This is a genomic window from Nonomuraea sp. NPDC050547 (genome assembly GCF_044457345.1).
GTDB lineage: Bacteria > Actinomycetota > Actinomycetes > Streptosporangiales > Streptosporangiaceae > Nonomuraea.
The window spans coordinates 495,310-521,262 of sequence record NZ_JBITGW010000005.1 but is presented as its reverse complement, the minus strand read 5'-3'; the positions used below and the strand labels follow the sequence as shown (position 1 = coordinate 521,262).

Below are 25,953 nucleotides of genomic sequence, written 5' to 3'. Positions count from 1 at the left end.
GAATGCGGGGACGGTTCCGCTGGTTGTCGTCCTACGTGAAAGTTGAGATCTTCTCCGACGTCGTCTGCCCCTGGTGCTACATCGGGCACACCCGTTTCGCCCGTGCCGCCGAGGCCTACCGCGCCAAGGGCGGCACCGTCGAGATCACCATGCGCCCCTTCCAGCTGAACCCGGACGCGCCCGCCGAGGGCGAGCCGCTGCTCACCGCGCTGGAGCGCAAGTTCGGCCCGGACATCGCCCAGATGACCTCCCAGGTCACCGGCGTGGCCGAGCAGGAGGGCCTGGAGCTGCGCTTCGACCACGCCGTCAGCGCCAACACCGCCCAGGCGCACCGCCTCATCCAGGTCGCCACCACCCAGGGCCGGGGCGAGGAGATGGCGCGGCGGTTGTTCCAGGCCCACTTCACCGACGGGCTCGACGTCGGCGACACCGAGGTGCTGGCCAAGCTGGCCGCCGAGGCGGGCGTCACCGACGACGGCGACGGCTCGGACGAGGTGGACGAGCAGCTCGCGCGGGCCCGGCAGCTCGGGATAAGCGGGGTGCCGCTGTTCCTGTTCGAGGGGCAGTTCGCGGTCTCGGGAGCGCAGCCGTACGAGACGTTCGTCGCGGCGCTGGAGGAAGTGGCCGAACGGACGGGGCAGAAGCCCATCACGGTGCTGGCCGCGCCCGCCGACGGCTGCGCAGACGACAGCTGCGCGGTCTAGAGGCCCCGCAGCGGCTCGCCCAGGTCGCCCGCGCGGTGATGGCGGCGGCACAGCACCTGGTAGCGGACCGGTGAGGCGGCGGTGTCGCCGATGACGACCTGCTCGCCGGTGCGGGCCATCACGCCGCCCACCACCCGGGCGTTGAGCTGGCCCGGCCGCCCGCACCAGCACAGGACCTCCACCTGGAGCCTGCTCACCTCGTCGGCCAGCTCGAACAACCGCTGCGCCGCCGGGAACATCACCGACCGGAAGTCTGAGGCCAGGCCGAAGGCGTACACGTCGACGCGGTGCTCGTCCACGAGGTCGGCCAGCTGCTCGATCTGCTCGACGGAGTAGAAACACGCCTCGTCGCAGATGAGGTAGTCGATGCGGTCGTGCGCGGTGACCAGGGCGACCAGGTCGAGGCCGTCCTCGACCTCGATGGCCTCAAGCCCCAGCCCGATCCTGCTGGTCACCTTGGGCCCGCCGGAGCGGTCGTGCTTGGTGAGCACGAGCCCGCGCCGCCCCTGCCTGCCGTGGTTGTAGTTCAGCTGCAGGGCGAGTGTGGACTTACCGCAGTCCATGGGCCCGAAGTAGAACTTCAGCACGGCATCACGGCCGGCGGCGGAGGGCGCGGCAGACAGAGCAGACGATTCGGTCACGGAGTGCCACCTTAGTGGTTGGCTTATGGGAGATTTGTCCCAAGAGCCTCAGGAGGACGCCTTGGTCACAGAGAAGCCCGCAGAAAAGCCGCCCGCGCTGGACGCCATGATGAGTCCCGACGACCTCACCGCCGCCCAGGCGGACGCCGCCCGCTGGCGTTACGGGTTCTTCGTGGTGGTGACCGGCATCATCGCGGTCCTCGTCGCCTTCGGGGCGGCGGTCTTCGCCACCAAGGAGTTCGCCGCGCTGTTCGCGGGCGTGGCCGGGGTGGTCGGCACGATCATCGGCGCCTACTTCGGCGTGCAGGCCGGCCAGTCGGGCAAGGCGCGCGTCGAGGCCGAACTGTCGAAGTCCCAGGAGATGGTCGTACGGCTGGCCGCCTACGTGGGCACGCAGAACGCGCCACGAGTTATTGACGAAGTTCTGGGCCGGCGCCGTACATGATGGCAATCCGTCTGTTATCCGAGCCCAGTACACATATGAAGCATGCGTAGCGTGCGTATCGGAGTCGACACCGGAGGCACGTTCACCGACGTCGTGGCGGTGGACGAGCGTACCGGTGAGGTCGTCACCACGAAGACGCCCTCGACCCCGGCCAATCCGGCCGACGGGTTCATCACGGGCATCGAGAAGCTCGGCGAGCTCGACGTCGGCTCGATCGTCCACGGCACCACCGTGGCGACCAACCAGCTGCTCGAAGACCGCATCTCCGAGCTGGGCTTCATCACGACCGAGGGCTTCGAGTACGTCCTGGAGATCGCCCGGCAGAGCGTGCCCGACGGGTACGGCAACTCCTACTTCTGGGTCAAACCGCCCAGGATCGTGCCCGTGCACCTGGTGAAGACCGTCGGCGGGCGCCTGGACCACCTCGGCGAGGAGGTGCGGCCGTTCTCCGAGGAGCAGGCGGCCGAGGCGGCGCGCTGGTTCCGGTCCAAGGGGATCACCGCGATCGGCGTCTGCTTCCTGCACTCCTACGCCAACCCCGAGCACGAGCGGCGCATGCGCGAGGTGCTGGAACGCGAGCACCCCGAGGCGGTGGTCTCGATCTCCAGCGACGTGCTGCGGGAGTACCGCGAGTACGAGCGCTCGGTCACCACGCTGGTCGACGCCGCGGTCAAGCCCTCCATGCGGCGCTACATCGCCAATCTCGCCGACCGGCTCGGCATGCCGTTCTCGGTGATGAAGTCCAACGGCGGCATCCTGTCGGCCCGCGAGGTCGTCAACCAGCCGATCACCACGGTGCTGTCGGGGCCGGCGGCGGGCGCCCTCGGCGCCGCGCTGATCGCCTCCACCGCGGGTCACCCGTCGGTCATCACGCTGGACGGCGGCGGCACCTCCACCGACGTCGCCGTCGTCATCGACGGCGAGCCCTCGACCACCACCGAGGGCTCCATCGGCCGGTACCCGTGCAAGATTCCGATGATCGACATCGTCACCGTCGGAGCGGGTGGCGGCTCGGTCGCCTGGATCTCGCCCGAGGGCACGCTGAAGGTCGGCCCGCGCTCGGCCGGAGCCGACCCGGGCCCCCTCTGCTACGGCAGGGGCGGCGCCGAGGTCACCGTCACCGACGCGCACGTCTACCTCGGCCGCATCCCGCCCCACCTGCTCGGCGGCGAGATCCCGCTGGACGCGGCGGCCGCCCGCGCCGGCATCGAGGACCTGGCCGACAAGCTCGGCCTCAGCCCCGAGCGGACCGCGACCGGCATCCTGGAGATCAGCGCCTTCAACCAGAGCAACGCCATCCGGCGCCTGACCGTGAAGCGCGGCCTGGACGTGCGCGACTTCCCGCTGGTGACGTTCGGCGGCTCCGGCCCGCTGCTGGCCTGCCGCCTCATCGACATCCTGGGCCTGCCCGCGGTGCTCGTACCGCCGGGGCCCGGCAACGTCTCCGCCTTCGGCCTGCTCACCGTGGACGTCAAGAACGACTACGTCCGCACGCACGTCACGCGCTCGCTCGACCTGGAGACGGCCGGGCGGATCTTCGGCGAGCTGGAGTCCACGGCCGCCGAGGCGCTGGACCGCGAGGGCTTCGACGACCCCGTCCACGCGCGCAGCGCCGACCTGCGCTACTACGGCCAGGCCTACGAGGTCCGGGTCCCCGCCCCGCCGGGCGAGGTGGACGAGGGGTGGCGCGCCGAGGTGACCGCGCGCTTCCACGACGCCCACGAGAAGCTGTACGGCTACGCCTACCGCGACGACCCCCGGCACGCGGTCGAATGGGTCAACCTGCGCGTCTCCGGCATCGGCCCCATCACCCGCCCGGCGATCCGCCGCCTCGAAGGCGACTTCCCCGAGCGGGAGCCGCACACCAGAGCGGTGCACTTCGACCATCCCACCCCCGAGACCCCCATCCACCAGCGCGCGGGACTGGCCCCGGGCGCCGTGGTCGAGGGCCCCGCGGTCATCGAGGAGTACGGCTCCACGATCCCCGTCCACCCCGGCTTCCACGTCGAGGTCGACCCCTTCGGCAACCTGGTGGTGCGCCCCGGCAAACCCGAGCGCGCCGCCGACGAGGAGGCTGAGTAACCCATGAGCGCCGACCCGATCCTCATCGAGATCGTCGAGGGCACGCTGGCCTCGGTCGAGCGGGAGGTGGAGACCGCGATCGCGCGCACGGCCCGCTCGCCGATGATCCGCGACGCGCACGACTTCCGCGCCGGCATCCACGACGTGAAGCTCAGGAAGCTCACCGGCCGCTCCTACAGCGCCCTCGTCCAGCCCGTCGTCAGGGACTTCCCCGCCGAGACGATGAAGGAGGGCGACGTCTACTTCCACAACGACGTCTACCTCTCGGAAGGCGGCATCGGCCACCTGCCCGACCTGTGCGTGACCGTCCCGGTCTTCCACGAGGGCGAGGTCGTCGCGTTCGTCCAGGCCTTCGGCCACCACGACGACATCGGCGGCTCGGTGCCCGGCAGCATGCCCTCCCACGCGCGCAGCGTCTTCGAAGAGGGCCTGATGGTGCCGCCGATCAAGCTCTGGGACCAGGGCGTGCCCAACGAGGCCGCGCTGCGCATCATGACCCGCAACTCCCGCATGCCCGACTCGCTCGCCGGAGACCTGGACGCCGAGTGCTCGGCCTGCCTCATGGGCGCGCGCCGCCTCTCGGAGCTCTTCCAGAGGTACGGCAGGGCCGCCGTCGAGGAGTGCTTCGACGCGATCATCTCCAAGACCACCGAGACCTTCCGCCGCGAGCTCCTGGCCAAGATCCCCGAAGGCGTCTACGTCTGGGAGGACTATGCCGAGCACGACGGCGTCGACGAGCCGCGCCTGCACGCCCAGCGCATCACGCTGACCGTCGACCACGCCAGGCCCGCGCCGCTCACCATCGACTTCACCGGCACCTCGCCGCAGGCCAAGGGCCCGATCAACCACGCCGGCGACTACGCCGACGGGGTGTTCCTGAAGAAGTGGCTGGCGCCGGTCCTGCGCAACCTGGCCGACACCCCGGAGCGCATGGCCGAGCTGGACGTCAACGAGGGCGTGGTGCCGCTCATCGAGATGCGCTTCCCCGGCAAGGGCACCCTGCTCACGCCCGTCTTCCCCGCGCCGACCAACGCCCGCACGTTCGTCATCCTGCGGCTGCTGGGCGTGCTGGCCGGGGTGCTGGCCAAGGCCACCCAGGGAAGGATGCCGGCCGACCAGGAGACCATCCGCTACACCGGTGTCCACGGGCTTGACGGGGAGGGCCGGCCGTACCTGATGCGGGAGGTTCTCGGCGGCGGCTCAGGCGGGCGGTGGTACGCCGACGGCGAGGACACCATCCACGTGGTGCCCGACTCGCGCAACATCCCGGTGGAGTTCGCCGAGGCGCGCTGGCCGTTCCGGGTGGAGCGGCTGGCGCTGGCATGTGACTCGGGCGGGCCCGGCATGTACCGGGGCGGGCTCGGCTACGACAAGCACATCAGGATGCTGCGCGACGCCTCCTACATGTCGATCGCCGACCGCTCGATCCTGTCCTGCTGGGGCGTCAACGGGGGGCTGGCCGGGCGGCCGTTCCGCGTGGAGGTCGGCGGCAAGGAGATGGAGGGGCTGGTGGACGACCATCCGGTGCAGGCCGGCGAGGTCGTCCGCATCCGCACCACGGGCGGCGGCGGGTGGGGCTCGCCCTACGACCGCGACCCCCGGGCGGTGGCCGCGGACGTGCGCGACGGGAAGGTCTCCATCGCGGGCGCGCTCGGCGACTACGGCGTGGTGCTCGACGGCGACCGCATCGACGAGCAGGGCACGGCGGAGCTGCGCGCCCGGCTGCGCCCGGTGAACGGCCGCTTCTTCGATCGCGGGCCCGGCTACGCGCGGCTGTCGGGCGGCAGGCCGGCACCGGAGGTCGACGACCTGTAACACAGGGTAGGTGCCATGATTTCCCCCATTCGTGGAATCGATGGGGAGGAATCACCATGCGGATCGCACTCGCCGGTCTGGCCACCAGTCACCCGTACACCGACGCCAGGACCTTGGCGCGCCATGCGGAGCTGACCGTCTGGGAGCAGGATCCGGAGCGCCTGGCGCGGTTCGTGGAGGAGCATCCGCGGGCCAAGGTCGCGGGCGGTCTTGAGGAACTGCTGGCCGTGGAGCCGGACGGGGTCGTGCTCACCGTGCCGAACCCGCAGGCGCCGGCGGCCCTGGGCGCGGTGCTGCGGACCGGGGCGCCGGTCTTCATGAACAAGCCGGCCGCCGCCTCCAGGGAGCAGCTGGAGGCCCTCGACCGGCTGGACATCACCGACCGGGTGCTGTCGACGTCGGTGCTGCGCTTCGCGCCGGCCTTCGCGGGGGCGCGCGTGGATCCGGCGGAGGTGCTGGCGGTGCGGGCCACCGTACGGCACGACGTGGGGATCTGGGCGACGGGCTACAACCCGTGGCAGGACACGCCCGGCCAGGGCGGCGGGACCATGGTGACGATGGGCGTGCACGGGGTGGAGCTGCTGGTCGCGCTGCTCGGTCCCGAGGTACGGCTGGCCGGCGCGGCCGGTGCCGTACGCCACTACGAGGGCCTGCGCTCGGAGGACACCGGCGTGATGGCGCTGCGCTGGGGGAGCGGGATCACCGGCACCGTGGAGATCATCGGGGTCTCCGAGGACGAGGCGTACACCGTCACCGTCCACACGCGCGACGGCTCCAGGGAGATCGCCATCGAGGCGGGCGACGACCATCTGAAGGGCCTCGGGTACGAGGGAACGGTCGGCGCGTTCCTGGACATGGTCGCCGGAGCGCCCAGCCCGGTGCCGTGGGAGCAGACCCGCGCCATCCTCGAAGTGCTGATTTCGGCGCGCGAAGCGGTCCCTACCCATTGACAGGGCAAGACTCCGATAGTTACGGTCTGGACCGTAAATGAGAGGAGTTCGGGGTGCGGACGGTATCGGAGCTCGAAGAGCGGCTGGCGCGACCGAGCGCGGGGCTCGTCGACGACCTGGCCAGGCTCGACGGCGACATCATGATCCTGGGTGCGGGCGGCAAGCTGGGCCCCAGCCTGGTCAGGCTGGCGCTCAACGCCACGCGGGGCGGCAAGCGGGTCGTGGCGGTGTCCAGGTTCTCCGAGCCCGGCCTGGCCGACGCGCTGACCTCGGAGGGCGCCACCGTGGTCAGCGCCGACGTGGCCGACGAGGCCGCGCTGCGCGACCTGCCCGACGTCGAGAACGTGGTCTTCCTGGTCGGCGCCAAGTTCGGCACCCAGGGCGCCGAGCACGCGACCTGGTTCACCAACTCCTACCTGCCCGGCCGGGTCGCCGACCGGTTCAGGCACAGCAGGATCGCCGCCCTTTCCACCGGCAACGTCTACCCGCTCACGCCCGTCACCAGCGGCGGCGCGACCGAGGAGACCAAGCCGGACCCGGTCGGCGAGTACGCGATGAGCTGCCTCGGCCGCGAGCGCGTCATGGAGCACTTCAGCGAGAAGTACGGCACCCGCCTGGCCCTCATCCGGCTCAACTACGCGGTCGAGATGCGCTACGGCGTGCTGGTCGACCTGGCGCAGAAGATCGTCGCCGGTGAGCCCATCGACCTGGCCACCGGGCAGGTCAACGTCGTCTGGCAGGGCTACGCCAACGAGGTGACGCTCCGGGCGCTGCTGCACGCGGACGCTCCGCCGTACCTGCTGAACCTGACCGGACCCGAGCTGGTCTCGGTGCGGCAGGCGGCGCGGGACCTCGGCCGCGCGATCGGCAAGGAGCCGATCCTCGTCGGCGAGGAGGCGCCCACCGCGCTGCTGTCGAACGCGGGCAGGTGCCACCGCCTGTTCGGCTACCCGGAGCTGACGCCTGCCGAGCTGATCGAGCACACGGCGCGCTGGGTGTCCGAGGGCGGGCCGCTGCTCGGCAAGCCGACCAAGTTCGAGCGGCGCGACGGCCGGTTCTGATCAGCATGCTCTTCGACCAAGGGGGAAATCACGTGCTCAGCACGGCTCCGAATGCTCATACGTCCGTGCGCGACCTGTTCAGGCGCGGTCTGGTCATCCCGGCGCACCCGCTCGCGCTGGACGCGGGCAGGAAGCTCGACGAGCGCCGCCAGCGGGCGCTGACCCGCTACTACGTGGACGCGGGCGCGGGCGGGCTGGCCGTCGGCGTGCACACCACGCAGTTCGCCATCCACGGCACGCCGCTGCTGGCGCCGGTGCTGGAGCTGGCCGCGGAGACCTCGCGCGAGGCGGGGCGCGAGGTCGTGCTGGTCGCCGGGGCCACCGGGCCGACCGCGCAGGCCGTGGCCGAGGCCGAGCTGGCCAGGACGCTCGGCTACCACATGGTCCTGCTCAGCCCCCACACCGAGCTGGACGAGGACGCGCTGATCGAGCGGGCGCGGGCGGTCGGCGAGGTGCTGCCGGTGATCGGCTTCTACCTGCAGCCCGCCGTGGGCGGCCGGACGTTGTCCAGGGACTTCTGGACCCGCCTGGCCGGCGTCGAATCCGTCGTCGGGATCAAGGTCGCGCCCTTCGACCGCTATCGGACCCTCGACGTGCTGCACGGTGTGGTCAGGGCAGGGCGCTCCGACGAAGTGGCGCTCTACACCGGCAACGACGACCACATCCTGGCCGACCTCATCACCCCGCACCGGGTCGTCGTGGACGGGCGCGAGGTCGAGGTGGAGTTCGTCGGCGGGCTGCTCGGGCAGTGGGCGGTGTGGGTGCGCAAGGCCGTCGGCCTGCTGGAGGAGGCGCGGCGGGCGCGCGGCGGTGACGACGAGGCGGTACGCCGCCTGCTGAGCCTCGACGGCCACCTGACCGACGCGAACGCGGCCATCTTCGACTCGGCGAACGGGTTCCACGGCTGCATTCCGGGCATCCACGAGATCCTGCGGCGGCAGGGGCTGCTGGCCGGGCGCTGGTGCCTGGACCCGGAGGAGGACCTGTCGCCGGGGCAGCTGGCCGAGATCGACCGGGTGTGGGCGGCCTACCCGTGGCTGCGGGACGACGAGTTCGTGGCCGAGGGCCTGGACCGGTGGCTCTCCTAGAGAACGACCCCGAGCCCCGGCGCCGCATCCCGGCACCGGGGCTCCACCACGCCCACCCCCCAAAGCCCTCCACCCAAGAGCTGACCTCCTTGGGTCTGACCTGCCGTGGGTTGACGTCCTGGGGTCTGATCACCCGAGGGCTGACCTCCCGGGGTTGGACCTCCCGGGGTTGGACCTCCCGTGGGTTGACGTCCTGGGGCGTGACCGCCCGGGGGCTGACCTCCTCGGACCGGAAACCCTCCGGGCCGGCCTCTCCGGGTCGGACATCCTCCGGGCTGATATCCCCAGGGCTGTCATCCCGTGGGCTGATGGCGCCGGTGCTAGAGGGTGAGGCGGTAGAGGGTGAGGGGGCGGCCGCTGCTGCCGCTGGTGAGATTGCCGGTGCGTTCGGCCAGGCCGGCGAGCTCCAGCCGGTGCAGCATCCTGCGCGCGGTCCGCTGCTGTACGGCCAGCCGCTCCGCGATCTCCCGCGTGGTCAGCGGCTCACCCCCGGAGGCGTCTCGCGCCTCCAGCAGCCGCTCCAAGGTGGGCACCGACAGCCCGACCCGCCGGGCCAGCACGGACAGGTTCTGCTCACCGGCCGGCGTGCTGGTCACCGACTCCAGCACGATGTCGGTGTCGGCCCGCAGCGACAGCACCGCCGCCACGTCCCCGATCCGCCGGGCGCGGGCGAGTGCCCGGCGCGCCAGGCTCTCCGCCTCGGCGGCGCTGCGTCCGAGGCCGAACCCGACGCGCACCACCCGCCCGCCCGCCGCCAGCCGTCCGAGCATGGGCAGCCCGGTGAACCCGCCGGTCGCGTCGTACAGCGGGCCGCGGGTGGTCACGAGCAGATGGGTGCCGCCCCGGAACCCGGCCAGCGTGCCGCCGAGCGCGGTGGCCTCGCGCAGCAGCCCGTCCTCTCCGTCCACCTCGATGAGCCCGAGCGCGATCTGCGCGTCCTCCCGCTCCTGCCCCTCCGCGGTCAGCAGGAGCTGGCGCAGCGCCACCCGCACCGAGTGCACCGACGGCGCCAGCCGCAGCACGTGCATCTCCCCGCGCAGCGCCTCGTGCACCGAGCTGAGGCAGGTGATCACCGGGTGGCCGGGCCCGCGCCGGTGGAAGGCGATGGCCTTCTTGGAGGTCATCTCCGGCCGGTAGCCGAGCGTGCGCAGCTGGTCGGTGGGCAGTCCCGCCTCGGTGAACGTGGCGGTGACGTCGGCCGGCGCGAGCGTGTCGATGGACAGCCGGGTGACGTCGTAGCCTTCGTGCTGCAGCCGTACCAGGCCGCTGAGCAGCGTGGCGCCGGAGTAGTCCACGAACGAGGCGGGCCGCGAGAGCATGTCGGCGTCGCGGGCCAGCATGTACGGGACGATGCCGGTGAACAGCCAGCCCTCGACGGCGCTGGTGTGGGCCTCGACGATGGCGGGGGCCTGCGACTCGTGGTCGTAGTCGAGCCGCAGCGCGCTCACCCCGGGCTGCTCCTCGCAGGTGGCCGCGACGTCGTCGACCAGATCATGCGGGCCGACGACCCCGATGACGATACCCACCCTCGCCTCCTTCTTCACTATTACGGTCAAGACCGAAAGGTTAACTTGTGACTCTCAAGTTTCCAAGCATGGCCGAATCCGCCGGCCGTACCCTCGGCGACGAGGAGATCGCGGCGCTGGAGCGGGTGATCCGTTCCGGCATGCTCAGCTCCGTCTGGGGGACGGAGGTGCGCGCGCTCGAAGCCGAGGTCGCGCGGATGTACGGCTCCCGCCACGCCATCGCGTGCAGCTCCGGCACGGCGGCCCTCCATCTCTCGGTCGTGGCGGCCGCACCGGACCCCGGGGACGAGATCATCACGACACCGATCACGGACTTCGGCACGGTGGCCCCCATCTTGGCGCAGAACGCCGTCCCTGTCTTCGCCGACGTGGTCCCCTCCACCGGCATTCTCGATCCCGGCTCCGTCGCCAAGCTCATCGGCCCCCGCACCCGCGCGATCATGGTGGTCCACCTGTTCGGCGCCCCGGCCCCGATGGCCGAGTTCCGCGCGCTGGCCGACGAGCACGGCCTGGCCCTCATCGAGGACTGCGCTCAGGCGTGGCTGACCGAACTGCCCGGCGGCCGGTACGCGGGCACCGCGGGCGACGTCGGCACCCTGAGCCTTCAGCAGTGGAAGCACATCACCTGCGGTGACGGCGGCCTGACCCTCACCGACGACGACGGACTGGCCCGGCGCATGCGCCTGTTCGCCGACAAGGGCTGGGACCGCGCGCGCGGCCGCTCCCATGAGAGCCTCGGCCTCAACTACCGGATGACCGAACTGCAGGGCGCGGTGGCCCGTGCCCAGCTGGCCAGGCTGCCCGGCGTGCTGGCCGACCGGAGGCGCACCGCCGTACGGCTGGTCGGAGAGCTTCAGGGTCTGGAGCGGGTGCGGCTGCCGCGCCCCGACGGTCACGCGTGGTGGTTGTTCCCGCTCGTCCTCCCCGGCGGCGGGGCCCGCGACGTGGCGGAGAAGCTGCGCGAGGACGGGATTCCGGCACGGGCCGGATATCTGACCCAGACCCTCAACCACGCGCCGGCACTCAACGCCCCGCTGTACGGCGGTTCGCGCTACCCGCTGGAGGGCTACCGGGCGGCCGCCTGCCCCGAAGCCGAGCGGCTGGTCGGCGATACGCTCCTGGTCATCGACTGGAACGAGAACTACACCGGCGAGCACGTGGCCGCGATCTCGGCGAGCGTGCGGGCGCACTGCCGATGACCGATATCCCGGAGGGCCGCCTAGTTACGGTCATGTATCAGGCATTGACCCCCTGTTCTCCCGATCGCTAGGTTTCGGTCTAGACCGGTATTATGAAGAAAGGAAGGCCCATGAGGAAGGTAGCGGTAGCCGGCCTCGCGGCCGCCTTGGGAGTGACGCTCGCCGGATGCGGAGGATCCGATGGCGGATCCGACAACGGCAAGAGCACGGTGACGATGTGGATGTACCCCGTCATCGACGACCAGGCCAAGAGCAAGGCGTTCTGGGACAAGGTCGAGAAGGACTTCGAGGCCAAGAACGCGGGCATCGACGTCAAGATCGAGCAGCAGCCCTGGGACGGCCGCCAGCAGAAGGTGACGGCGGCGCTGGCCTCCAAGAAGGGATTCGACCTGGTTCTGCTGGGCCCCGACCAGATCCCGCAGTACGTCAAGCAGGGCACCGTCGCCCCCGTCGACGACGCGATCGCCGCCGACAAGGCGTCGTTCCGCCCCAACGCGCTGAACGCGCTGAGCGTCGACGGCAAGCTCTACGGCGTCCCGATCTACCAGACGATCACGGCGCCCATCTGGAACAAGAAGCTGCTCACCGACGCGGGTGTCGCCGACGTGCCCAAGACCTGGGACGAGGTGCTGGCCGCCGCGCCGAAGCTGGCCGCCAAGAAGACGCCGATCATGCTCTACCCCGGCGCCCCCGAGACGTCGCTCAACCTCAGCTTCTACCCGATCCTGTGGGCCAACGGCGGCACCGTCTTCTCCGCCGACGGCAAGAAGGCGGCCTTCAACGGCCCCGAGGGCGTCAAGTCGCTGCAGTTCCTGCTCGACCTGCAGAAGGCCGGCGGCCTGCCGGGAAACGCGGCGACGCTGGCCAACGTGATCGAGGGCAGCCCGCTCGCCCAGGGCAAGGTCGCCATGTACCACGCCGCGGCCCCCATCGGCGCCACGCAGCTCGGCGCCGGCATCGGCGAGGAGAACGTGGTCGTCGGCGGCCCGATCGAGGGCGCCAAGAAGGTGGCCTTCGGCATCCCGGGCGGCATCGTGCTGACGAAGGCGTCCAAGGTCGCCGACGCGGCCAAGAAGTTCGCCGCCTACCTGGGCTCGGCCGCGGTCGCGACCGAGCTCGCCACCGCGTCCGGCTTCTTCACCGCCCGCACCGACGCCTCGCCGGCGAGCACGTCGCCGCTGGCCAAGGAGTTCGAGAAGTCGCTGGAGTTCGCCTTCCCCGGTGACACGCACCCGGCCGCCCGCCAGGTGATGACCGCGCTCGCGCCGGAGATCCAGTCGGCGCTGCAGGGCAAGAAGACCGCCCAGCAGGCGCTCGACGACGCCGCCAAGCTGGTCGACGACCAGCTCGCGGCCGCGGGCTGACGTACGCGGGGAGGCCGCCGCGCGGCCTCCCCACCCCTTCGCGAAAGGCGTGAACCTGTGCGACACCGGCTGCGCGACCCCATCACCGGGTTGCTGTTCGTTCTGCCGATGCTCGTGCTCTTCGTGATCTTCCGGTTCGTTCCCTCGCTGGGCGCGGCGGGCTTGAGCGTGACGGACTACCAGCTCGGCGGGAGCTGGAGCTTCGTCGGCGTGACCAACTACGCCCGGCTCTTCGACGATCCGATCTTCATGGGAGCGCTGCGCGTCACGATCGTCTACGTGGCGATCTACGTTCCGCTGACCCTGCTCGTCTCGCTCGGCACGGCGCTGCTGCTGAACTCCGTCATCTTCATGAAGGGGATCTTCCGGAGCGCGCTGTTCCTGCCCTACGTGACCAGCTTCGTCTTCGCCGGCGTGATCTGGCGGTGGATGTATGAGTTCGACGGCTTCATCAACGGACTGCTCGCCAAGATCGACCTCGGTCCGGTCGGCTTCCTCGACGACACCTCGCTGGTCCTGCCCGCGCTGGCCACGGTCTCGGTGTGGAAGGGCTTCGGCTACTCGATGCTCATCCTGCTGGCCGGGCTGAAGTCGATCCCGGCCTCGTACCTGGAGGCCGCGCGGGTCGACGGCGCCAACGCCTGGCAGCGCTTCCGCAGCATCGTGCTGCCGCTGCTGCGCCCCGCCCTGTTCTTCGTGATCGTCATCGAGACGATCGGGGCGTTCCAGGCCTTCGACGTCATCTACGTGATGACCGGCGGCGGGCCGTCTCGGGCCAGCTACAACCTCATCTACGCGCTCTACGACCAGGGCTTCGGGAACTTCAACGTGGCGTACGCGGCCACGATCGGCATCGTGCTGTTCGTCCTGGTCTTCATCGTCTCGATGATCCAGCGCCGTCTGCTCGATCGGAGCAACACATGACGATTACCGAGACCAAGCCGGTGAAGGCGGCGCCCGCGCGGGTCGCCGGGCCCCGGCGCAGGACCGGCCGGCAATGGCCGTTCGCCCTCCTGCTCGGGCTCGTCGCCGTGCTCACCGTCAGCCCGTTCCTGCTGATGCTGGTGCTGGCGCTCAGCCCCAAGAACGAGCCGACGCTGCCGCACCAGTGGCCGGACGAGCTCACGCTGGACAACCTGGTCACGAACCTGACCTCCTCCGGCTTCCTCGGCTGGACGCTCAACTCCTTCATCTACGCCGCCGTCTCCGTCGTCATCATCCTGCTGACCGCCTCCATGGCCGGCTACGCCTTCGCCAAGAAGCGCTTCCCCGGCCGCGACGCGCTGATGTGGGCGTTCCTGGCGACGATGATGGTGCCCTTCCAGGCCACCCTGATCCCGTTGTTCATCCTGATCTCCGACCTGAACGGCGCGGACACCTTCTGGGGCCTGATCGTGCCCACGCTGGCCAACTCCCAGGCCGTGTTCCTCATGCGGCAGTTCATCCGCGACCTGCCCGACGAACTGTTCGAGGCCGCCAAGGTGGACGGCGCCCCGGAATGGCGCATCTACCTGCAGATCGTGGTGCCCCTCACCAAGCCGATCCTGGCCACGCTGGGCGTCTTCGTCTTCCTGTGGCACTGGAACGACTTCCTCTGGCCGCTCGTGGCGACCAGCAGCGAGGAGATGCGCACGCTCACCGTCGGCCTGTCCACGCTGCGCGGCGAGCAGTTCCCGCAGTCGATGGAGATGGCCGCCGCGGCGATCTCGGTGGTGCCCTGCCTGGCCGTCTTCTTCCTGCTGCAGCGCTACCTCGTCAACAGCATCGCGATGACCGGGTTGAAGTAACCCTTAGGCTGGTTCGACATGAGCACGGCAATCGACCCACGCGCGGCCGACCTGCGCGAGCGCCTGCGCGGGACGCTGGTCGCCGCCGCGGCCACCCCCATGACCACCGCGGGCGAGGTCGACCTCGACCTGGTCTCCGCCTATCTCGCCGGCCTGGTCGCCGACGGGGCCGGCGGGCTGGCGGTGCTGGCCCACACGGGGCGCGGGCCGTACCTGAGCGAAGGGGTGCGCGCCGCCGTCGTCGAGCGCGCGGTCGCGCTCGACGTGCCCGTCGTGGTCGGTGTAGGGGGTGCCGGGAGTACGGACGTCGTCGCGCAGGCCAGAGCGGCGGCGCAGGCGGGGGCCGCGGCGCTCATGCCGTTCCCCTCGCCCGGCGACCGCGTGGCGGAACACCGGGCCGTGTGGGAGGCGACCGGGGTGCCCCTGATCGCCTTCGACCTCTACAGCCTGCCCTGCCCGCCGGACGTGCTGCGCGCGCTCGTGGCGCTGCCGGGCGTGGCCGGGCTGAAGGCGGCGCTGCTGTCGGACGCCATGGCCTGCCAGCGCACGATCGCCATCACCCGTGAGGCGGGCCGCCTGGCCGTCACCGGTGAGGACCGCATGTTCGGCCCGTCGCTGCTGTGGGGGGCGGAAGCCGCCCTGGTCGGCCTCGCGGCGGCGCACGTGGGGGTCACCGCCGACGTTCTGCGCGCCTACCAAGGCTCTGACCTGCGGGCCTTCGAGGACGCCTCGGCCCGGCTCGACCGCCTGGCCGAGGCCACGTTCACCGAGCCGATGGAGGGCTACGTCCAGCGCATGTTGTGGCTGGCGGCCGAGGAGGGCCGCATCCCGGCCACCCACGCCCACGACCTGTACGGCCCCGACCTGGGGTCGGAGCCGCTCAGCGTCAAGGACATCCTCACCGGTACGGCGAGATCGCCACGCTGACCAGGTTGCGGCCCTTGATCGCGTACAGGGACCGGTGGTCGGGGGCGATGTTGAGCTTGGAGCCGCCGCCGAACCAGTCGCTCGCCAGGCCGGTGACGATCTTCTTGACGGTCCAGGCGCGCAGGTCGACGCGGTAGACGGCGTTCACGTCGCTGGTGTAGGCGGTGAAACCGGCGATGAGCAGGTCGCCGCCGCGCTCGCTGACCTTGAGCGTGCGGGTGATCTTCCGCTTCAGCAGGTGGTACTCGAACAGCACGCCCGTGTTGGTGATGCCGTAGACCGCCAGCGGGGTGTGGGCGAGGTCGGTGACGGCGGCGATGCCGGGCAGCGGTTCGAGCTGCCACGTGACCTTGCGGGTGCGCAGGTCGAAGGCGGCCAGCTTCGCGGTGGGGGTGACCGGGGGCGAGCCGAGTCCCTCCTGGGTGCTGGTGCCGCAGTAGAGCGTGCCGAGGTAGGCGGTGACCGAGAAGACGGTCTGGCGGTCCACGACCGGGCGGTAGGTGTCGAGCTTTCCGGTCCTGGGGTCGTAGACGTCGAGGGCGCCGTTCTGGTGGCCGGGCTCCGGCTGGGTCGGCATGGCGATCAGGCCGGTCAGGCGGTCGTAGGCCAGGTCCTTGGGGCGGTCCTGGTTGTGGCCGGTGCGGAACAGCAGCTTGGCCTCGGGTTGCCCGGCCTTGTGGGCGTACAGGGCGCCCTGGGTGTAGACGCCCAGGTACGTGGTGCCGCGTACCGTGATCATGGTCTTCGGTTCGCCGGGGATGGGCAGCCGGGTGACCTTGCCGGTGGCCAGGTCGTGCAGGTCGGCGCCGCTCTTGCCGCCGACGTAGACGGTTTTGCCGTCGGAGTGCACCGACATCGGCGCCTCGGCCGCGGCGCGGAAGCCCCGCTGCACGTGGCTGAGGTAGTCCATGGTGCCCGTGGCGGGGTCGTAGACGAAGACGCCGCTGTCCTGCAGGCCGTAGACCTTGCCCTTGTGCTCCAGGATGCGGACCGTCTGCGCCTCGGGGAACGGCACGCCGAGCACCTCGGACTTACCGCTCGCGAGCTCATAGCGGTAGACGGTCCCGGAGGGGCGGCCGGCGAAGTAGACCCAGCCGTCGAAGATGAGGACGGCGACGGTGTACTTCTCGCCGGGCGCCGACGCCTTGACGATCTTGTAGTTGGCCGGGTTCGCCTTCTCGATCACGACCAGCTCGGCCGTGGAGTTGAGGCCGCCCGCCAGGTGCGTGCCGCTGCTCGCCATGCTGGAGACCCAGTCGCGGTCGGCCAGCTCGGCGGGCAGTAGTTCGCGCTTGTCGCCGGTGCGGCGGTCGATGGCGACGAGGTGGGCGTTGGCGCCGACACCGGCGTAGACGTACTGGTCATCGGCCTGGATGCTGCGTACGTACGCCTCGCCGGGCGCGGGCTGGCCCAGGTCGCGGCTGGTCTTGGTGACCGGGTCGTACTCGACCACGCGGCCCGGCTCCGACATGCCCATGTAGATCTTGCCGTCGGGGGCGGCGGCCATGGTCCAGATGAAGTGGTCGGGGTACTCGGCGAGCTTGGTGGTGGTCCCGGTCAGCGTGTCGATCTTGTACAGGTCGGAGCGGGAGTGGGTGCCGACGTAGACGTCGGTGCCGGCCTTGCACATCGCCCAGACGCCGACGCCGGTGGGGATCTCGTAGTGGGCGGTGATCTTGTCCTGGGTGAGGTCCCAGGCGCCGACCACGTTGGGCGACAGGCCGCGCGAGCCCATGTAGAGCACCTCGCCGACGAACTCGCCGTTGCCCAGCGGGCTGGCCACGCTGGCCGGGCCCAGGTCGGTGAGCGTGCCCTCGGCGGGGGCGGCCGCGGCCGACGCCGGTGCGGCGGGTAAGGCGAGGGCGGCCGTCGAGGCGGCTGCGGCCTGGAGGAAACGTCGGCGGGGGATCATGCGCTTGCTCCTTGTTTCATATAACGGCCTGGACCGTAATTAGGGTCAACGGAAATGCGCCGGTGGTGAGGCGAGGTCAGACGGGCAGGTCGAACAGGGCCGCGGCGTTGCGCCAGGCGACCTTCTCGGCGGTCTCCGGGTCGAGCCGCGCGGCGGCGACCGCGCCGAACGCGGAGGCCGGGTCGATGAGCGTGGAGTCGGTGCCGAACAGCAGCCGGTCGGGGTTCACCGCGGCGGCCACCTCGGCGATGCGGCGGGCGGGCGCGTGGGAGTAGCAGGGCTCCAGATAGAGGCGGTCGCAGCCGCGCGCGGCCTCGACGGCGTGGCGGTGGCCGTCGGCGCCCATGTGTCCCGCGATGACCTTGAGTCCGGGGGTGTCGCTGCAGGTCGCGGCCAGGTCGAGGACGGTCGGGCCCCACGTGTGGACCAGCGCGGGCACGCCGTGCGCGGCGACCAGCGCGAGCGCCTCGCGGGTCTGCGGGGAGTCCGCGGGGGAGCGGGTGTAGTCGGTGTGGATCTTGACGCCCTTGAACCGGCCGGTGGGCAGGTACTCGCGCAGGTCCTTCTCCGCCTGGTCCAGGCGGCGGGGGTTGATCGTGACGTAGCCGTAGTGGCGGTCGGTCGTGGCCAGCCAGCCGTCCAGCGCACGGTTGCCGGTCGCGGGGTCGTAGATGACCGCCTCGGTGGCCGACACGATCGAGGCGCCGATGCCGTAGCGGTCCATGACGGTGTGGTTGAGCGCGGCCACGTCCATGGTGAAGAACCACGGGCCCCAGTGCGCGTGCACATCGATGATCATCCGAGCAGCCTCCTCGCGTTGCCGCCGGCCACCGCGGCGATCTCCTCGGGCTTGAGCCCGCTGGTCGCCAGCCGCAGCAGCGGGACGACGGGCTCGTAGTGCGGGGTGCGCGAGCCGTACAGAAGCCGATCGGCCGGTACGGTCTCCAGCGCGTCGGGGGAGTTGAGCAGCCGGGTCGAGGTGTGGAAGCCCGGCTCGTCGGCGGCGGCGACCAGGAAGTCGCCCAGGTGGTAGAAGTGCGTGTCCAGGAAGACCACGTTCGCGCCCAGGCCCGCGAACGGCTGCCAGAACCTGCGCACGTCCCCGCCCGTGAGCACGGTCAGCCCGAGTCCGGCCGCCTTGCGCGCCACGTGCCGCACTGACGGGAACCCGGCCTCCACCCCCTGCTCGTCGGGGAACAGCCGGATCGCCCGCACGCCCTTCGGCACGAGGCGCTCGATCTCGCGCACCGCGCCGAGGGGGTCGCGCAGGTCGACGGTGCCGACGGGGACCACGTCGTCGCGGGTGGTCCCGGTCGCCAGCACCTCGTCGTTGCCGGTGCGCATGTCGAACAGCGCGGCCCGCAGCGACGCCACCGCCCCGGCCTTGATGCCGTGCGCGCCGAGCGTGCCCAGGACCGACGCGGGGTCGCCGGGCGGTCCGTCGCGGTCGGCGTACGCTCCGACCAGCACGTCCACGTCGAGGGTCACCGTGAGTTCGCCGATCAGCTCGCCCGCGTCGAACGCCGTCACAACCGCCTCCATTGACTATTTGCGCTCAGAACATTACGGTCTGGGCCAAAATTGAGCAATAGGTGCATCTGCTCACCCCCCACTCGCAGAAAGCCTCCCATGCGCGCATTCCCCGCGATCGCGGCGGCCGTGCTGGCCCTCGCCCTCGCCGCCCCCCTTCCCGCCCACGCCGCGCCGCCCGGCCCCGAGCCCGGGAGCTGTGACGGGACACGGGTCGAGACGTTCGGGCCCGCTTCGGTGACCGGGGCGATCGTCGGCGCCGCCGTACACGACGATCACGCCTATGTCGTGACGCGCGGCCAGAAACCGCCGGTGCTCGCCGAGATCAACCTGAGCACCCGCAAGGTGGTCAGAAGCGTCACGCTCCCTGACGGCCCCGCGACCGGCGAGCCGGAAGGCGGATGGGCCACCGCGATCTCCGGCGGAAAGGTGTACGTCGGGACGTATCCCGTGCCCGATCTGTATAGCTTCGACCTGGCCACCGGTGAGGTGAAGCACCTGCACTCCTTCGGGAAGAACGGCGGCTACGTGTGGAGCCTGGCCGCCGCGCCCGACGGCAAGCTGTACGCCGGGACCTACCCCGACGGCCGCGTCTGGGAGTACGACCCGGCCACGGCCGCCGTCAGGAACTTCGGGGTCCTGGCCGCCGGGGAGCGTTACGTCAGGGCGCTGGCCGCCGACGCCACCCACGTCTACGCGGGCCTGCTCGACAAGGGCAGGCTCATGGCCATCGACCGCCAGGACGGCACCGTCAGGCAGCTCGCCCAGGGCACGACCGGCATCGGCGTCGTGGCCGAGCACGGCGACCGGGTGCTCGCGGTCAGCGGCTCGACGCTGATCGACGTGCGCAAGGACGGCTCCGACCCGCGTACGGCCGCCTCGGCCCCGCTCGACGCGCTCGTCTCCGCCCCGGACGGCACCGTCTACGGCACCTCCCGGCCCGACGGCGCCGTGCACCGCTACCGCACCGGCGACGCCGCCACCACCCGGGTGGCCGACCCGCCGTCTCAAGATGACGAGACCCGCCGCCTGGTCCTGACCGGAGCGGACACGCTGACCGGCTTCTCGGGCAGCGGCGGGATGTGGTGGCTGGACCTGCGTACCGGGAAGTCGGAGTTCGCCGACCTGATCGACGCGGGGCTGCCCGCGGGGGCCGAGCGCGTCCAGAGCATGCTGCTCGTGCCGAACCGGGCCGTGTACATCGGCGGCCACTTCTCCATGGAGGTGCGCGACCTGCGTACGGGCAAGCAGCGCCGGTTCCGGGTCCCGGGCGAGCCCAAGGACATGGTGCGGCGCGGGAACAAGATCTACGCGGCCATCTACCCCAGCGGCCAGATCCTCGAGATCGACATCCGCACCGACAGGCTGCGCAGCCTCGGCTACCTGGGGCATGACCAGGCGCGGCCGTGGGACATCGAGTACGACCCGGTCCGCGACAAGCTCCTGGTCGCCTCGGCCCCGCTCGGCGCCAGACTGAACGGCGCGCTGTCGATCGTGGATCCGGACACGGGCGCCAAGGACGTCTATGCCGGGATCATGCCTGACCAGAGCCTCATGAGCCTGTCCCTGGACGCTGTACGCGGCATCGTGTACCTGGGCGGCGACGTGCTGGGCGGCGGCGGCACCCCACCGACCCGGACCTCGGCCTCCATCGCCGCCTTCGACCTGAAAAGGCGCCAGATCGTGTGGCAGGTCGAACCTGTCGCCAATTTCCGCACTTTCCAGGACATCAAGGTGCACCGTGGCCTGATCTACGGGGTCTACAAGCGCAACTCCGGCGCCTGGATCGCCCTCGACCTCGCCACCCGCACCGTCAAACACCAGGGCGCCCTTTCCGGGTACGGCGAGCTGACCGTGCACCGGGGGCGTGTGTTCACCTCGGCCTTCTTCGGTGGTGGGAACGCCTACCTGCTGGGATCCGAGGCCAAGCCGGTGGCGGCGGGGCTGGGTGACGACTGGTACACCAACCCGCAACTCCACTTCGAACCCGGCTCCTGGAAGGCCTGGGCCCTCGTCGGCCGCACCCTGGCCCGCCTCGACCTCACCCCCGCCTGCCCGCCCCTGGCCCCGCCCACCCCCTGACGCCTTCCACCCTCTGACCAGCCCCACCCCCCGGGCTCACCCACCGCGCCGCGTGGCCGCACCTACCCTGGCCGCGCTCCCCCCAGGGCTCATGCCGGAGGCCCTGAGGGGGCACGCTCGGCTTGGCCTCTCTTCCGGGGGTTCGTCCGCTCTGCCGTCCCCCCAGCGCCCGAGTGCACGGGACCGGTAGAGGGGCGGGGGTGGGGTGGTCTTGACCGAGGTTGTGGGGCGCAGCTAGTTTCGGTCTGTGCCGAAATCCGTCACAGACGCGCACCGCCTGATCGGCCCCGTGCCGTTCGACGACCTGCCGGAGGACCCGCGCCCCGACATGTCCCGGCTGGGCATCCAGCGCGCCCACGTGACCCACACCCTCAGCCTCTACTCCGACGCCAGAGCGGGCAACGAAGCGCTCATGGAACTGAAGGACCCGGCCCTCCAGCCGGTCCCCGTCCTGGTGCCCGAGTCCTTCGAGCCCATCCCGGACTGGAGCGTGCCGATGGTCCGCCTGTGCCCGTCCAGGCATCGCTTCGAGCTCACCGGCCCCACCACACTCCGATGGCTGCGCAGGATGGAGACCACGGTGGCCGTCGAGTTCGAGGAGACCTCGCCCGGCCAGCTCCTCGCCCTCGCCACGCGACTGCCGGAACAACGCATCCTGCTGCTCACCCCGGGCTACCGCCACCTGCGTACCATCGGCGAGCTCATGGCCGAGATCCCCAACCTGTGGCTGGAGATCGGCACCGTCAACACCCAGCGCGGCGTCGAGTGGCTGGCCGGACTGTACGGCCCCGAGCGCCTGGTCTTCGGCACCGGCGCCCCCGTCCTCGACGACTGCGGCCCGCGCTTCCTGCTCGACCACCTCGACCTGCCGGAAAAGGACGTCGAGCTGATCGCGACGGGAGGCGGCCTGCTGTGATCCTCGACGCGCACGGCCACCTCGGCCCCTGGCCCGACTTCCTCATCCCGGACAAGACCGCCGAAGGCATGGTCGAGCTGATGGACCGCCTCGGCATCGACGCGATCGGCATCAGCCACCTGCTCGGCGTCGGGCCGTCCGCCGAGGAGGGCAACCGGCTGGCGTTCGAGGCGGCCGGGCGCTATCCGGGCCGCATCGGCGTCTGGCAGGTCTACAACCCGCACCAGCGCAACAGCCTCACCACCGAAGGCGTCTGGGGCGTCAAGATCCATCCGGACGTGCACCAGTGCCGCCTCGACGACCGCCGCTACGACCCCATCTGGGAGCTGGGTCTGCCCGTGCTCGCGCACGGGCAGACCGACTCGCCGTGGAGCGATCCGGCCCAGTTCGCGACCGTCGCGCGGCGCCATCCGCACGTGCCGCTGCTGCTCGGTCACGCGGGCCTGTGGCCGTACGGCTTCGCCCGCGCCGCCGAGCTCATCCACGGCCACCCGAACCTCTACCTGGAGATCTGCGGCTCCAAGATGACCGGCCGCTGGATCGCCAAGCTGGCCGCCCTGGCCGGCGCGGACCGCGTCGTCTACGGCTCCGACTCCTGCTTCCTCGACCTGCGGGTCGGCTTCGGCCGCGTCGCCCTGGCCCCGGTCAGCGACGCCGACCGTGCCCTCATCCAGGGCGGCAACCTCGCGCGCGTGCTGAAAGGACGCCTCGCATGACCCTCGCCATCCACGGCGGCACCCCCGTCCGCACCACCCCGTGGCCCGCCTGGCCGCCACCGCTCGACGACGCGCAGCGCAAGCTCGTCACCGACGTGCTCGACAGCGGGCTGTGGGGAGCCACCCAGGGCGGCTCCGCCTGCGCGGACCTGACCGCCGCGTTCGCCCGCCTCTCCGGCGTCCGGTACGGCGTCGCCGTCGGCAACGCCACCCTGGGCCTGTTCGCCGCGCTGCGCGGCCTGGGTGTCGGGCCGGGCGACGAGGTCATCGTGCCCGCGTACACGTTCGTCGCCTCGGCCACGTCGGTGCTGCTGGCGGGGGCCGTCCCGGTGATCGTGGACGTGGACCCGGTGGACCTGCACCTGACGGCCGCCGCGGTCGAGGCCGCCGTCACCGGGCGCACGGCCGCGGTCATGCCGGTGCACCTGGCCGGCAGTCCGGCCGACATGGACGACATCAACGCGGTAGCCGTACGACATGGGCTGAAGGTCGTCGAGGACGCGGCGCAGGCGCACGGCGCGAGCTACAAGGGCCGGCCGGTCGGCGGGCTGGGTGACGCCGGCGTCTACAGCTTCCAGGCCAGCAAGGCGATGACGGCGGGGGAGGGCGGGCTGATCGTCTGCCGCGAGGAGGCGGATCATGAGGCGATCTGGTCGGTCTGCAATCTCGGGCGCAAGCTCGGCGGCCAGTGGTACGGCCACCCGAACGTCGGCTGGAACCTGCGCCTGACCGAGATCCAGGCGGCGCTGCTGCTGCCCTGGCTGGACCGGCTGGAGCCGGAGATCGCCCGGCGCAACGCGTTCGCCGCCGAGGTGGAGCGGGGGCTGGCCGCGACCGGGCTGCCGGTGAGCGTGGTGCCGCAGCCGCCGGGTACCACGCTCGACTCGCGTCACCTGCTGATGCTGCGCGTGCGCGTGCCGTTCGACCGGGCCTTCTTCCTGGAGGCGATGGCGGCGGAAGGGGTGCCGCTCGACGGCGGCTACCCGCCGCTGGGCACGATGGCCGCGCTCACCGAGGCGGGGGCGCGCCCTGAGCCGTGTCCCGCCACCGAGGCCGCCACGCGCGAGGTGGTCTGGATGCGCCAGTCGATGCTCATGGACGATCCCGCCCATGCCTCGCACCTCGTCGAGGCCCTCACGAAGGTGCTGCGCGCATGATCTTATGGAAGGGAGCGCTCGCGGCCGTCCTGGTCGCGGTCACCGCGCTCACCCCGGCCCCCGCCCCCGCTCCGGAGAACCTCGGCGTCCCGCTCCAGGACGTGCTGCTGCTCGGCGGCGCCGTAGCCCCTGGGCCGGAGGGCGGGACGGTGATCTGGAGCGCCTCCTCCGGCGTCCCCGCCCATCTCAACGCCGTGGACCCGGCGACCGGGGCGCAGACGTCCCGGTTCGACCTGCCCGGCTCCGGCGGCGCGTGGGCCGTGGAAGCCACACCCGACGGCAGCGTGTACGCCGGCACGTACGGCGGCAGCAAGCTCTTCCGCTGGACGGCCCAGGGCGGCGTCCAGGATCTCGGCAACCCGCTCCAGGGCGAGACGTTCGTCTGGACCCTGGCCGCGGGCGAGGGCGCGACCGTCTACGGCGGCACCTCGCCGGGCGGCAGGCTCTTCGCCTACGACCCCGCCACCGGCGTACGCGACTACGGCCGCCTGTCCGCGGGCCACGCCTACGTCCGCAGCGTCTCCTACGCCGGCGGCAAGATCTACGCCGGTACCGAGGCGCCCGCCAAGATCTTCGAGGTGGACGCGGCCAGCGGCGCGATCAAGGAACTGCCCGCCCCCGAGGACATCACCGGCAAGTGGGCCTACGACGTCAACACCGCCGCCGGATATCTCTACGTACGGCTGGGCAGCGCCAGTCCGGGCCCCCTGCACGTGTGGGACATCGCCGCGGGCACGTGGACCGACCGGCTGGACGCCGCCCACGGCCTGGACGTCTCGCCACCGGACGCCGAGGGGCGGGTCTACTTTGTAAAGGGCGGCGAGCTCGTCCGCTACGACCCCAAGACCAAGGCCACCACCCCCACCGGCCTGCCGGTCACCGGCCGCGTGGCCAACACCCGCGGCATCGGATGGGCCGAACTCGGCCTGCCCGACTACCCGGGCAAGAGCCTCGTCGGCCTGCTCTGGCGCGGCCTGATGTTCCGCTACAACCCGCAGACCGGCGCCAAGGCGTTCGTCCAGAGCGGCATCAAGGGCGAGCCGATCGACGTCACGGCGCTGTCCGAGGGCCCCGACGGCCGCATGTACGCCGGCGGCTTCCTCAACGGCGGCTTCGCCGGCATCGACCCCAGGTCCGGCAAGGCCGAGGAGTTCCACACGTTCTCGCAGAGCGAGGACATGACCACGCACCGGGGCAAGCTGTACATCGGCGCCTACCCCGAGGCCCGCGTCTACTCCTACGACCCGAGCCTGCCGTGGAACAGCACCGAGTACTCGCCCAGCCCGCAGCCCGGCCCGGCCCCGAACCCCGCCCGCCTGTTCGACGGCGCCGCCGACCGGCAGATCCGCCCCCGCGCCATGGTCTCGGCCGGCCGCTACCTCGCCGTCGGCACCATGCCCGACCTCGGTCACCTGGGCGGCGTCCTGTCCGTCTGGGACCCGGAGGCGGGGCGGCTGAAGTCCTCGCGGCGCGACGTCGTCAAGGACCAGTCGATCGTCGCGCTCGCCTACCGCGACGGCGTCGTCTACGGCGGCACCTCGATCTACAGCGGCCAGTCCGCCACCCCGCCGACACAGCCGGAGGCCAAACTGTTCGCCTGGTCGGTGCGCGAGGACCGGCTCCTGTGGGAGATCGTCCCCGCCCCGGGCAAGCCCGCCATCCCGGCCCTCGCCTTCGACGCCGCCGGGCGGTTGTGGGGGATCGCCGGTGGGGAGGTGTTCGCGGTGAACACCTGGGCCCGCAAGGTCGTCAAGCGCGTGGTGCTGTCGTCGAGCGAGAGCGCGAGCGGTCAGCTGGCCTTCAACCGCCGCGACCTTCAGTTGTACGGCGCGCACGCCGGTCGGTCGGTGTTCCGCCTGAACCCGTTGACCGGCCGCCACACCGTGCTGCGCTCGGGGGCGGTCCACCAGCTGGCGGTCCACCGCTCGGGCGACATCTACTTCGCCGAAGGCCCCACCCTCTACCGCCTCCGCCCCTGACCCACCCGGCTCTCGGGAGACCCCGGCCCCGCGCCTGCCTCGGGCGGGTCGTGCGGGGACCGGGTCCATCTT

The 25,953-nt window shown here is 71.4% G+C and carries 22 protein-coding genes; 17 read left to right on the top strand and 5 right to left on the bottom strand.

The features are described from left to right. Window positions 1-35: 35 nt before the first annotated feature. Complete coding sequence (locus tag ACIBHY_RS16140) at window positions 36-704, top strand: DsbA family protein (protein ID WP_397242660.1); 669 nt, start codon at window positions 36-38, stop codon at window positions 702-704. Here ACIBHY_RS16140 and ACIBHY_RS16135 read toward each other — a convergent pair. Beyond that, window positions 701-1,345: a thymidine kinase gene (locus ACIBHY_RS16135; protein ID WP_379635062.1), complete on the bottom strand. Its 645-nt coding sequence runs from the start codon at window positions 1,343-1,345 to the stop codon at window positions 701-703. The genes ACIBHY_RS16140 and ACIBHY_RS16135 overlap by 4 nt on opposite strands. Before the next feature lie 61 nt (window positions 1,346-1,406). Here ACIBHY_RS16135 and ACIBHY_RS16130 point away from each other — a divergent pair, with 61 nt between their 5' ends. The 6 genes from ACIBHY_RS16130 (at window position 1,407) to ACIBHY_RS16105 (ending at window position 8,786) form a co-directional block, all read left to right on the top strand. Continuing rightward, a complete protein-coding gene (locus tag ACIBHY_RS16130) occupies window positions 1,407-1,790 on the top strand; it encodes a hypothetical protein (protein WP_397242662.1) in 384 nt (127 codons plus the stop codon). Window positions 1,791-1,832: 42 nt separating this feature from the next. Next, entirely contained in the window at window positions 1,833-3,872 is a 2,040-nt protein-coding gene (locus tag ACIBHY_RS16125) for a hydantoinase/oxoprolinase family protein (protein WP_397307024.1), read from the top strand. Window positions 3,873-3,875: 3 nt separating this feature from the next. After that, window positions 3,876-5,687 carry a hydantoinase B/oxoprolinase family protein gene (locus ACIBHY_RS16120; RefSeq protein ID WP_397242666.1) on the top strand — a complete coding sequence of 604 codons (1,812 nt, stop codon included), beginning with the start codon at window positions 3,876-3,878 and terminating at the stop codon, window positions 5,685-5,687. 56 nt (window positions 5,688-5,743) lie between these two features. Then, the gene (locus tag ACIBHY_RS16115; RefSeq protein WP_397242668.1) at window positions 5,744-6,637 is read left to right on the top strand and encodes a Gfo/Idh/MocA family protein; all 894 of its coding nucleotides are present in this window, start codon (window positions 5,744-5,746) and stop codon (window positions 6,635-6,637) included. Window positions 6,638-6,690: 53 nt separating this feature from the next. Beyond that, on the top strand, window positions 6,691-7,698 hold the full coding sequence (locus ACIBHY_RS16110; protein ID WP_397307023.1) for an NAD-dependent epimerase/dehydratase family protein: 1,008 nt from the start codon (window positions 6,691-6,693) through the stop codon (window positions 7,696-7,698). Between the two features lie 65 nt (window positions 7,699-7,763). Further along, a complete protein-coding gene (locus ACIBHY_RS16105) occupies window positions 7,764-8,786 on the top strand; it encodes a dihydrodipicolinate synthase family protein (protein WP_397242672.1) in 1,023 nt (340 codons plus the stop codon). A gap of 320 nt (window positions 8,787-9,106) precedes the next feature. On the opposite strand, the gene ACIBHY_RS16100 is transcribed toward ACIBHY_RS16105, so the two are convergent. Beyond that, window positions 9,107-10,312 (bottom strand): hypothetical protein, encoded by a 1,206-nt coding sequence (locus ACIBHY_RS16100; protein ID WP_397242674.1) that lies wholly within the window; start codon window positions 10,310-10,312, stop codon window positions 9,107-9,109. Between the two features lie 68 nt (window positions 10,313-10,380). Here ACIBHY_RS16100 and ACIBHY_RS16095 point away from each other — a divergent pair, with 68 nt between their 5' ends. From ACIBHY_RS16095 to ACIBHY_RS16075, 5 genes are all read left to right on the top strand, one after another. Further along, window positions 10,381-11,511 carry a DegT/DnrJ/EryC1/StrS family aminotransferase gene (locus tag ACIBHY_RS16095; protein WP_397307022.1) on the top strand — a complete coding sequence of 377 codons (1,131 nt, stop codon included), beginning with the start codon at window positions 10,381-10,383 and terminating at the stop codon, window positions 11,509-11,511. Window positions 11,512-11,621: 110 nt separating this feature from the next. Then, window positions 11,622-12,875, top strand: coding sequence for an ABC transporter substrate-binding protein (locus ACIBHY_RS16090; RefSeq protein ID WP_397307021.1), 1,254 nt, complete (start codon window positions 11,622-11,624; stop codon window positions 12,873-12,875). A gap of 57 nt (window positions 12,876-12,932) precedes the next feature. Next, entirely contained in the window at window positions 12,933-13,799 is an 867-nt protein-coding gene (locus ACIBHY_RS16085; RefSeq protein WP_397242680.1) for a carbohydrate ABC transporter permease, read from the top strand. After that, window positions 13,796-14,662 (top strand): carbohydrate ABC transporter permease, encoded by an 867-nt coding sequence (locus ACIBHY_RS16080; RefSeq protein WP_397307020.1) that lies wholly within the window; start codon window positions 13,796-13,798, stop codon window positions 14,660-14,662. Before ACIBHY_RS16085 ends, ACIBHY_RS16080 begins: the two co-directional genes overlap by 4 nt. Window positions 14,663-14,680: 18 nt before the next feature. Next, complete coding sequence (locus ACIBHY_RS16075) at window positions 14,681-15,589, top strand: dihydrodipicolinate synthase family protein (protein ID WP_397307019.1); 909 nt, start codon at window positions 14,681-14,683, stop codon at window positions 15,587-15,589. Here the strand turns inward: ACIBHY_RS16075 and ACIBHY_RS16070 are convergent. The 3 genes from ACIBHY_RS16070 to ACIBHY_RS16060 form a co-directional block, all read right to left on the bottom strand. Then, window positions 15,561-17,501 (bottom strand): hypothetical protein, encoded by a 1,941-nt coding sequence (locus ACIBHY_RS16070; RefSeq protein WP_397242686.1) that lies wholly within the window; start codon window positions 17,499-17,501, stop codon window positions 15,561-15,563. The two genes, ACIBHY_RS16075 and ACIBHY_RS16070, sit on opposite strands and share 29 nt — an antisense overlap. 76 nt (window positions 17,502-17,577) lie before the next feature. After that, window positions 17,578-18,300: an amidohydrolase family protein gene (locus ACIBHY_RS16065; RefSeq protein WP_397242688.1), complete on the bottom strand. Its 723-nt coding sequence runs from the start codon at window positions 18,298-18,300 to the stop codon at window positions 17,578-17,580. Beyond that, window positions 18,297-19,031: an amidohydrolase family protein gene (locus ACIBHY_RS16060; protein WP_397307018.1), complete on the bottom strand. Its 735-nt coding sequence runs from the start codon at window positions 19,029-19,031 to the stop codon at window positions 18,297-18,299. The genes ACIBHY_RS16065 and ACIBHY_RS16060 overlap by 4 nt, the downstream gene beginning before the upstream one ends. Window positions 19,032-19,130: 99 nt before the next feature. On the opposite strand from ACIBHY_RS16060, the gene ACIBHY_RS16055 reads away from it, so the two are divergent. The 5 genes from ACIBHY_RS16055 to ACIBHY_RS16035 all read left to right on the top strand — a co-directional run bounded on the left by ACIBHY_RS16055 (window position 19,131) and on the right by ACIBHY_RS16035 (window position 25,881). Further along, window positions 19,131-21,113 (top strand): PQQ-binding-like beta-propeller repeat protein, encoded by a 1,983-nt coding sequence (locus ACIBHY_RS16055; protein WP_397307017.1) that lies wholly within the window; start codon window positions 19,131-19,133, stop codon window positions 21,111-21,113. Between the two features lie 247 nt (window positions 21,114-21,360). After that, window positions 21,361-22,029: an amidohydrolase family protein gene (locus ACIBHY_RS16050; protein WP_397242694.1), complete on the top strand. Its 669-nt coding sequence runs from the start codon at window positions 21,361-21,363 to the stop codon at window positions 22,027-22,029. After that, window positions 22,026-22,745: an amidohydrolase family protein gene (locus ACIBHY_RS16045; RefSeq protein WP_397307016.1), complete on the top strand. Its 720-nt coding sequence runs from the start codon at window positions 22,026-22,028 to the stop codon at window positions 22,743-22,745. Before ACIBHY_RS16050 ends, ACIBHY_RS16045 begins: the two co-directional genes overlap by 4 nt. After that, complete coding sequence (locus ACIBHY_RS16040; protein WP_397307015.1) at window positions 22,742-23,902, top strand: DegT/DnrJ/EryC1/StrS family aminotransferase; 1,161 nt, start codon at window positions 22,742-22,744, stop codon at window positions 23,900-23,902. The genes ACIBHY_RS16045 and ACIBHY_RS16040 overlap by 4 nt, the downstream gene beginning before the upstream one ends. Then, the gene (locus ACIBHY_RS16035; protein ID WP_397307014.1) at window positions 23,899-25,881 is read left to right on the top strand and encodes a hypothetical protein; all 1,983 of its coding nucleotides are present in this window, start codon (window positions 23,899-23,901) and stop codon (window positions 25,879-25,881) included. Before ACIBHY_RS16040 ends, ACIBHY_RS16035 begins: the two co-directional genes overlap by 4 nt. The last annotated feature ends 72 nt before the right edge of the window (window positions 25,882-25,953 follow it).

Excerpts from the sequence above, each read along its gene's own strand:
- ACIBHY_RS16125 (WP_397307024.1), top strand. The coding sequence starts at position 1,833 with ATGCGTAGCGTGCGTATCGGAGTCGACACCGGAGGCACGTTCACCGAC.
- ACIBHY_RS16120 (WP_397242666.1), top strand. The coding sequence starts at position 3,876 with ATGAGCGCCGACCCGATCCTCATCGAGATCGTCGAGGGCACGCTGGCC.
- ACIBHY_RS16115 (WP_397242668.1), top strand. The coding sequence starts at position 5,744 with ATGCGGATCGCACTCGCCGGTCTGGCCACCAGTCACCCGTACACCGAC.
- ACIBHY_RS16095 (WP_397307022.1), top strand. The coding sequence starts at position 10,381 with ATGGCCGAATCCGCCGGCCGTACCCTCGGCGACGAGGAGATCGCGGCG.
- ACIBHY_RS16090 (WP_397307021.1), top strand. The coding sequence starts at position 11,622 with ATGAGGAAGGTAGCGGTAGCCGGCCTCGCGGCCGCCTTGGGAGTGACG.
- ACIBHY_RS16080 (WP_397307020.1), top strand. The coding sequence starts at position 13,796 with ATGACGATTACCGAGACCAAGCCGGTGAAGGCGGCGCCCGCGCGGGTC.
- ACIBHY_RS16075 (WP_397307019.1), top strand. The coding sequence starts at position 14,681 with ATGAGCACGGCAATCGACCCACGCGCGGCCGACCTGCGCGAGCGCCTG.
- ACIBHY_RS16070 (WP_397242686.1), bottom strand. The coding sequence starts at position 17,501 with ATGATCCCCCGCCGACGTTTCCTCCAGGCCGCAGCCGCCTCGACGGCC.
- ACIBHY_RS16065 (WP_397242688.1), bottom strand. The coding sequence starts at position 18,300 with ATGATCATCGATGTGCACGCGCACTGGGGCCCGTGGTTCTTCACCATG.
- ACIBHY_RS16055 (WP_397307017.1), top strand. The coding sequence starts at position 19,131 with ATGCGCGCATTCCCCGCGATCGCGGCGGCCGTGCTGGCCCTCGCCCTC.
- ACIBHY_RS16040 (WP_397307015.1), top strand. The coding sequence starts at position 22,742 with ATGACCCTCGCCATCCACGGCGGCACCCCCGTCCGCACCACCCCGTGG.
- ACIBHY_RS16035 (WP_397307014.1), top strand. The coding sequence starts at position 23,899 with ATGATCTTATGGAAGGGAGCGCTCGCGGCCGTCCTGGTCGCGGTCACC.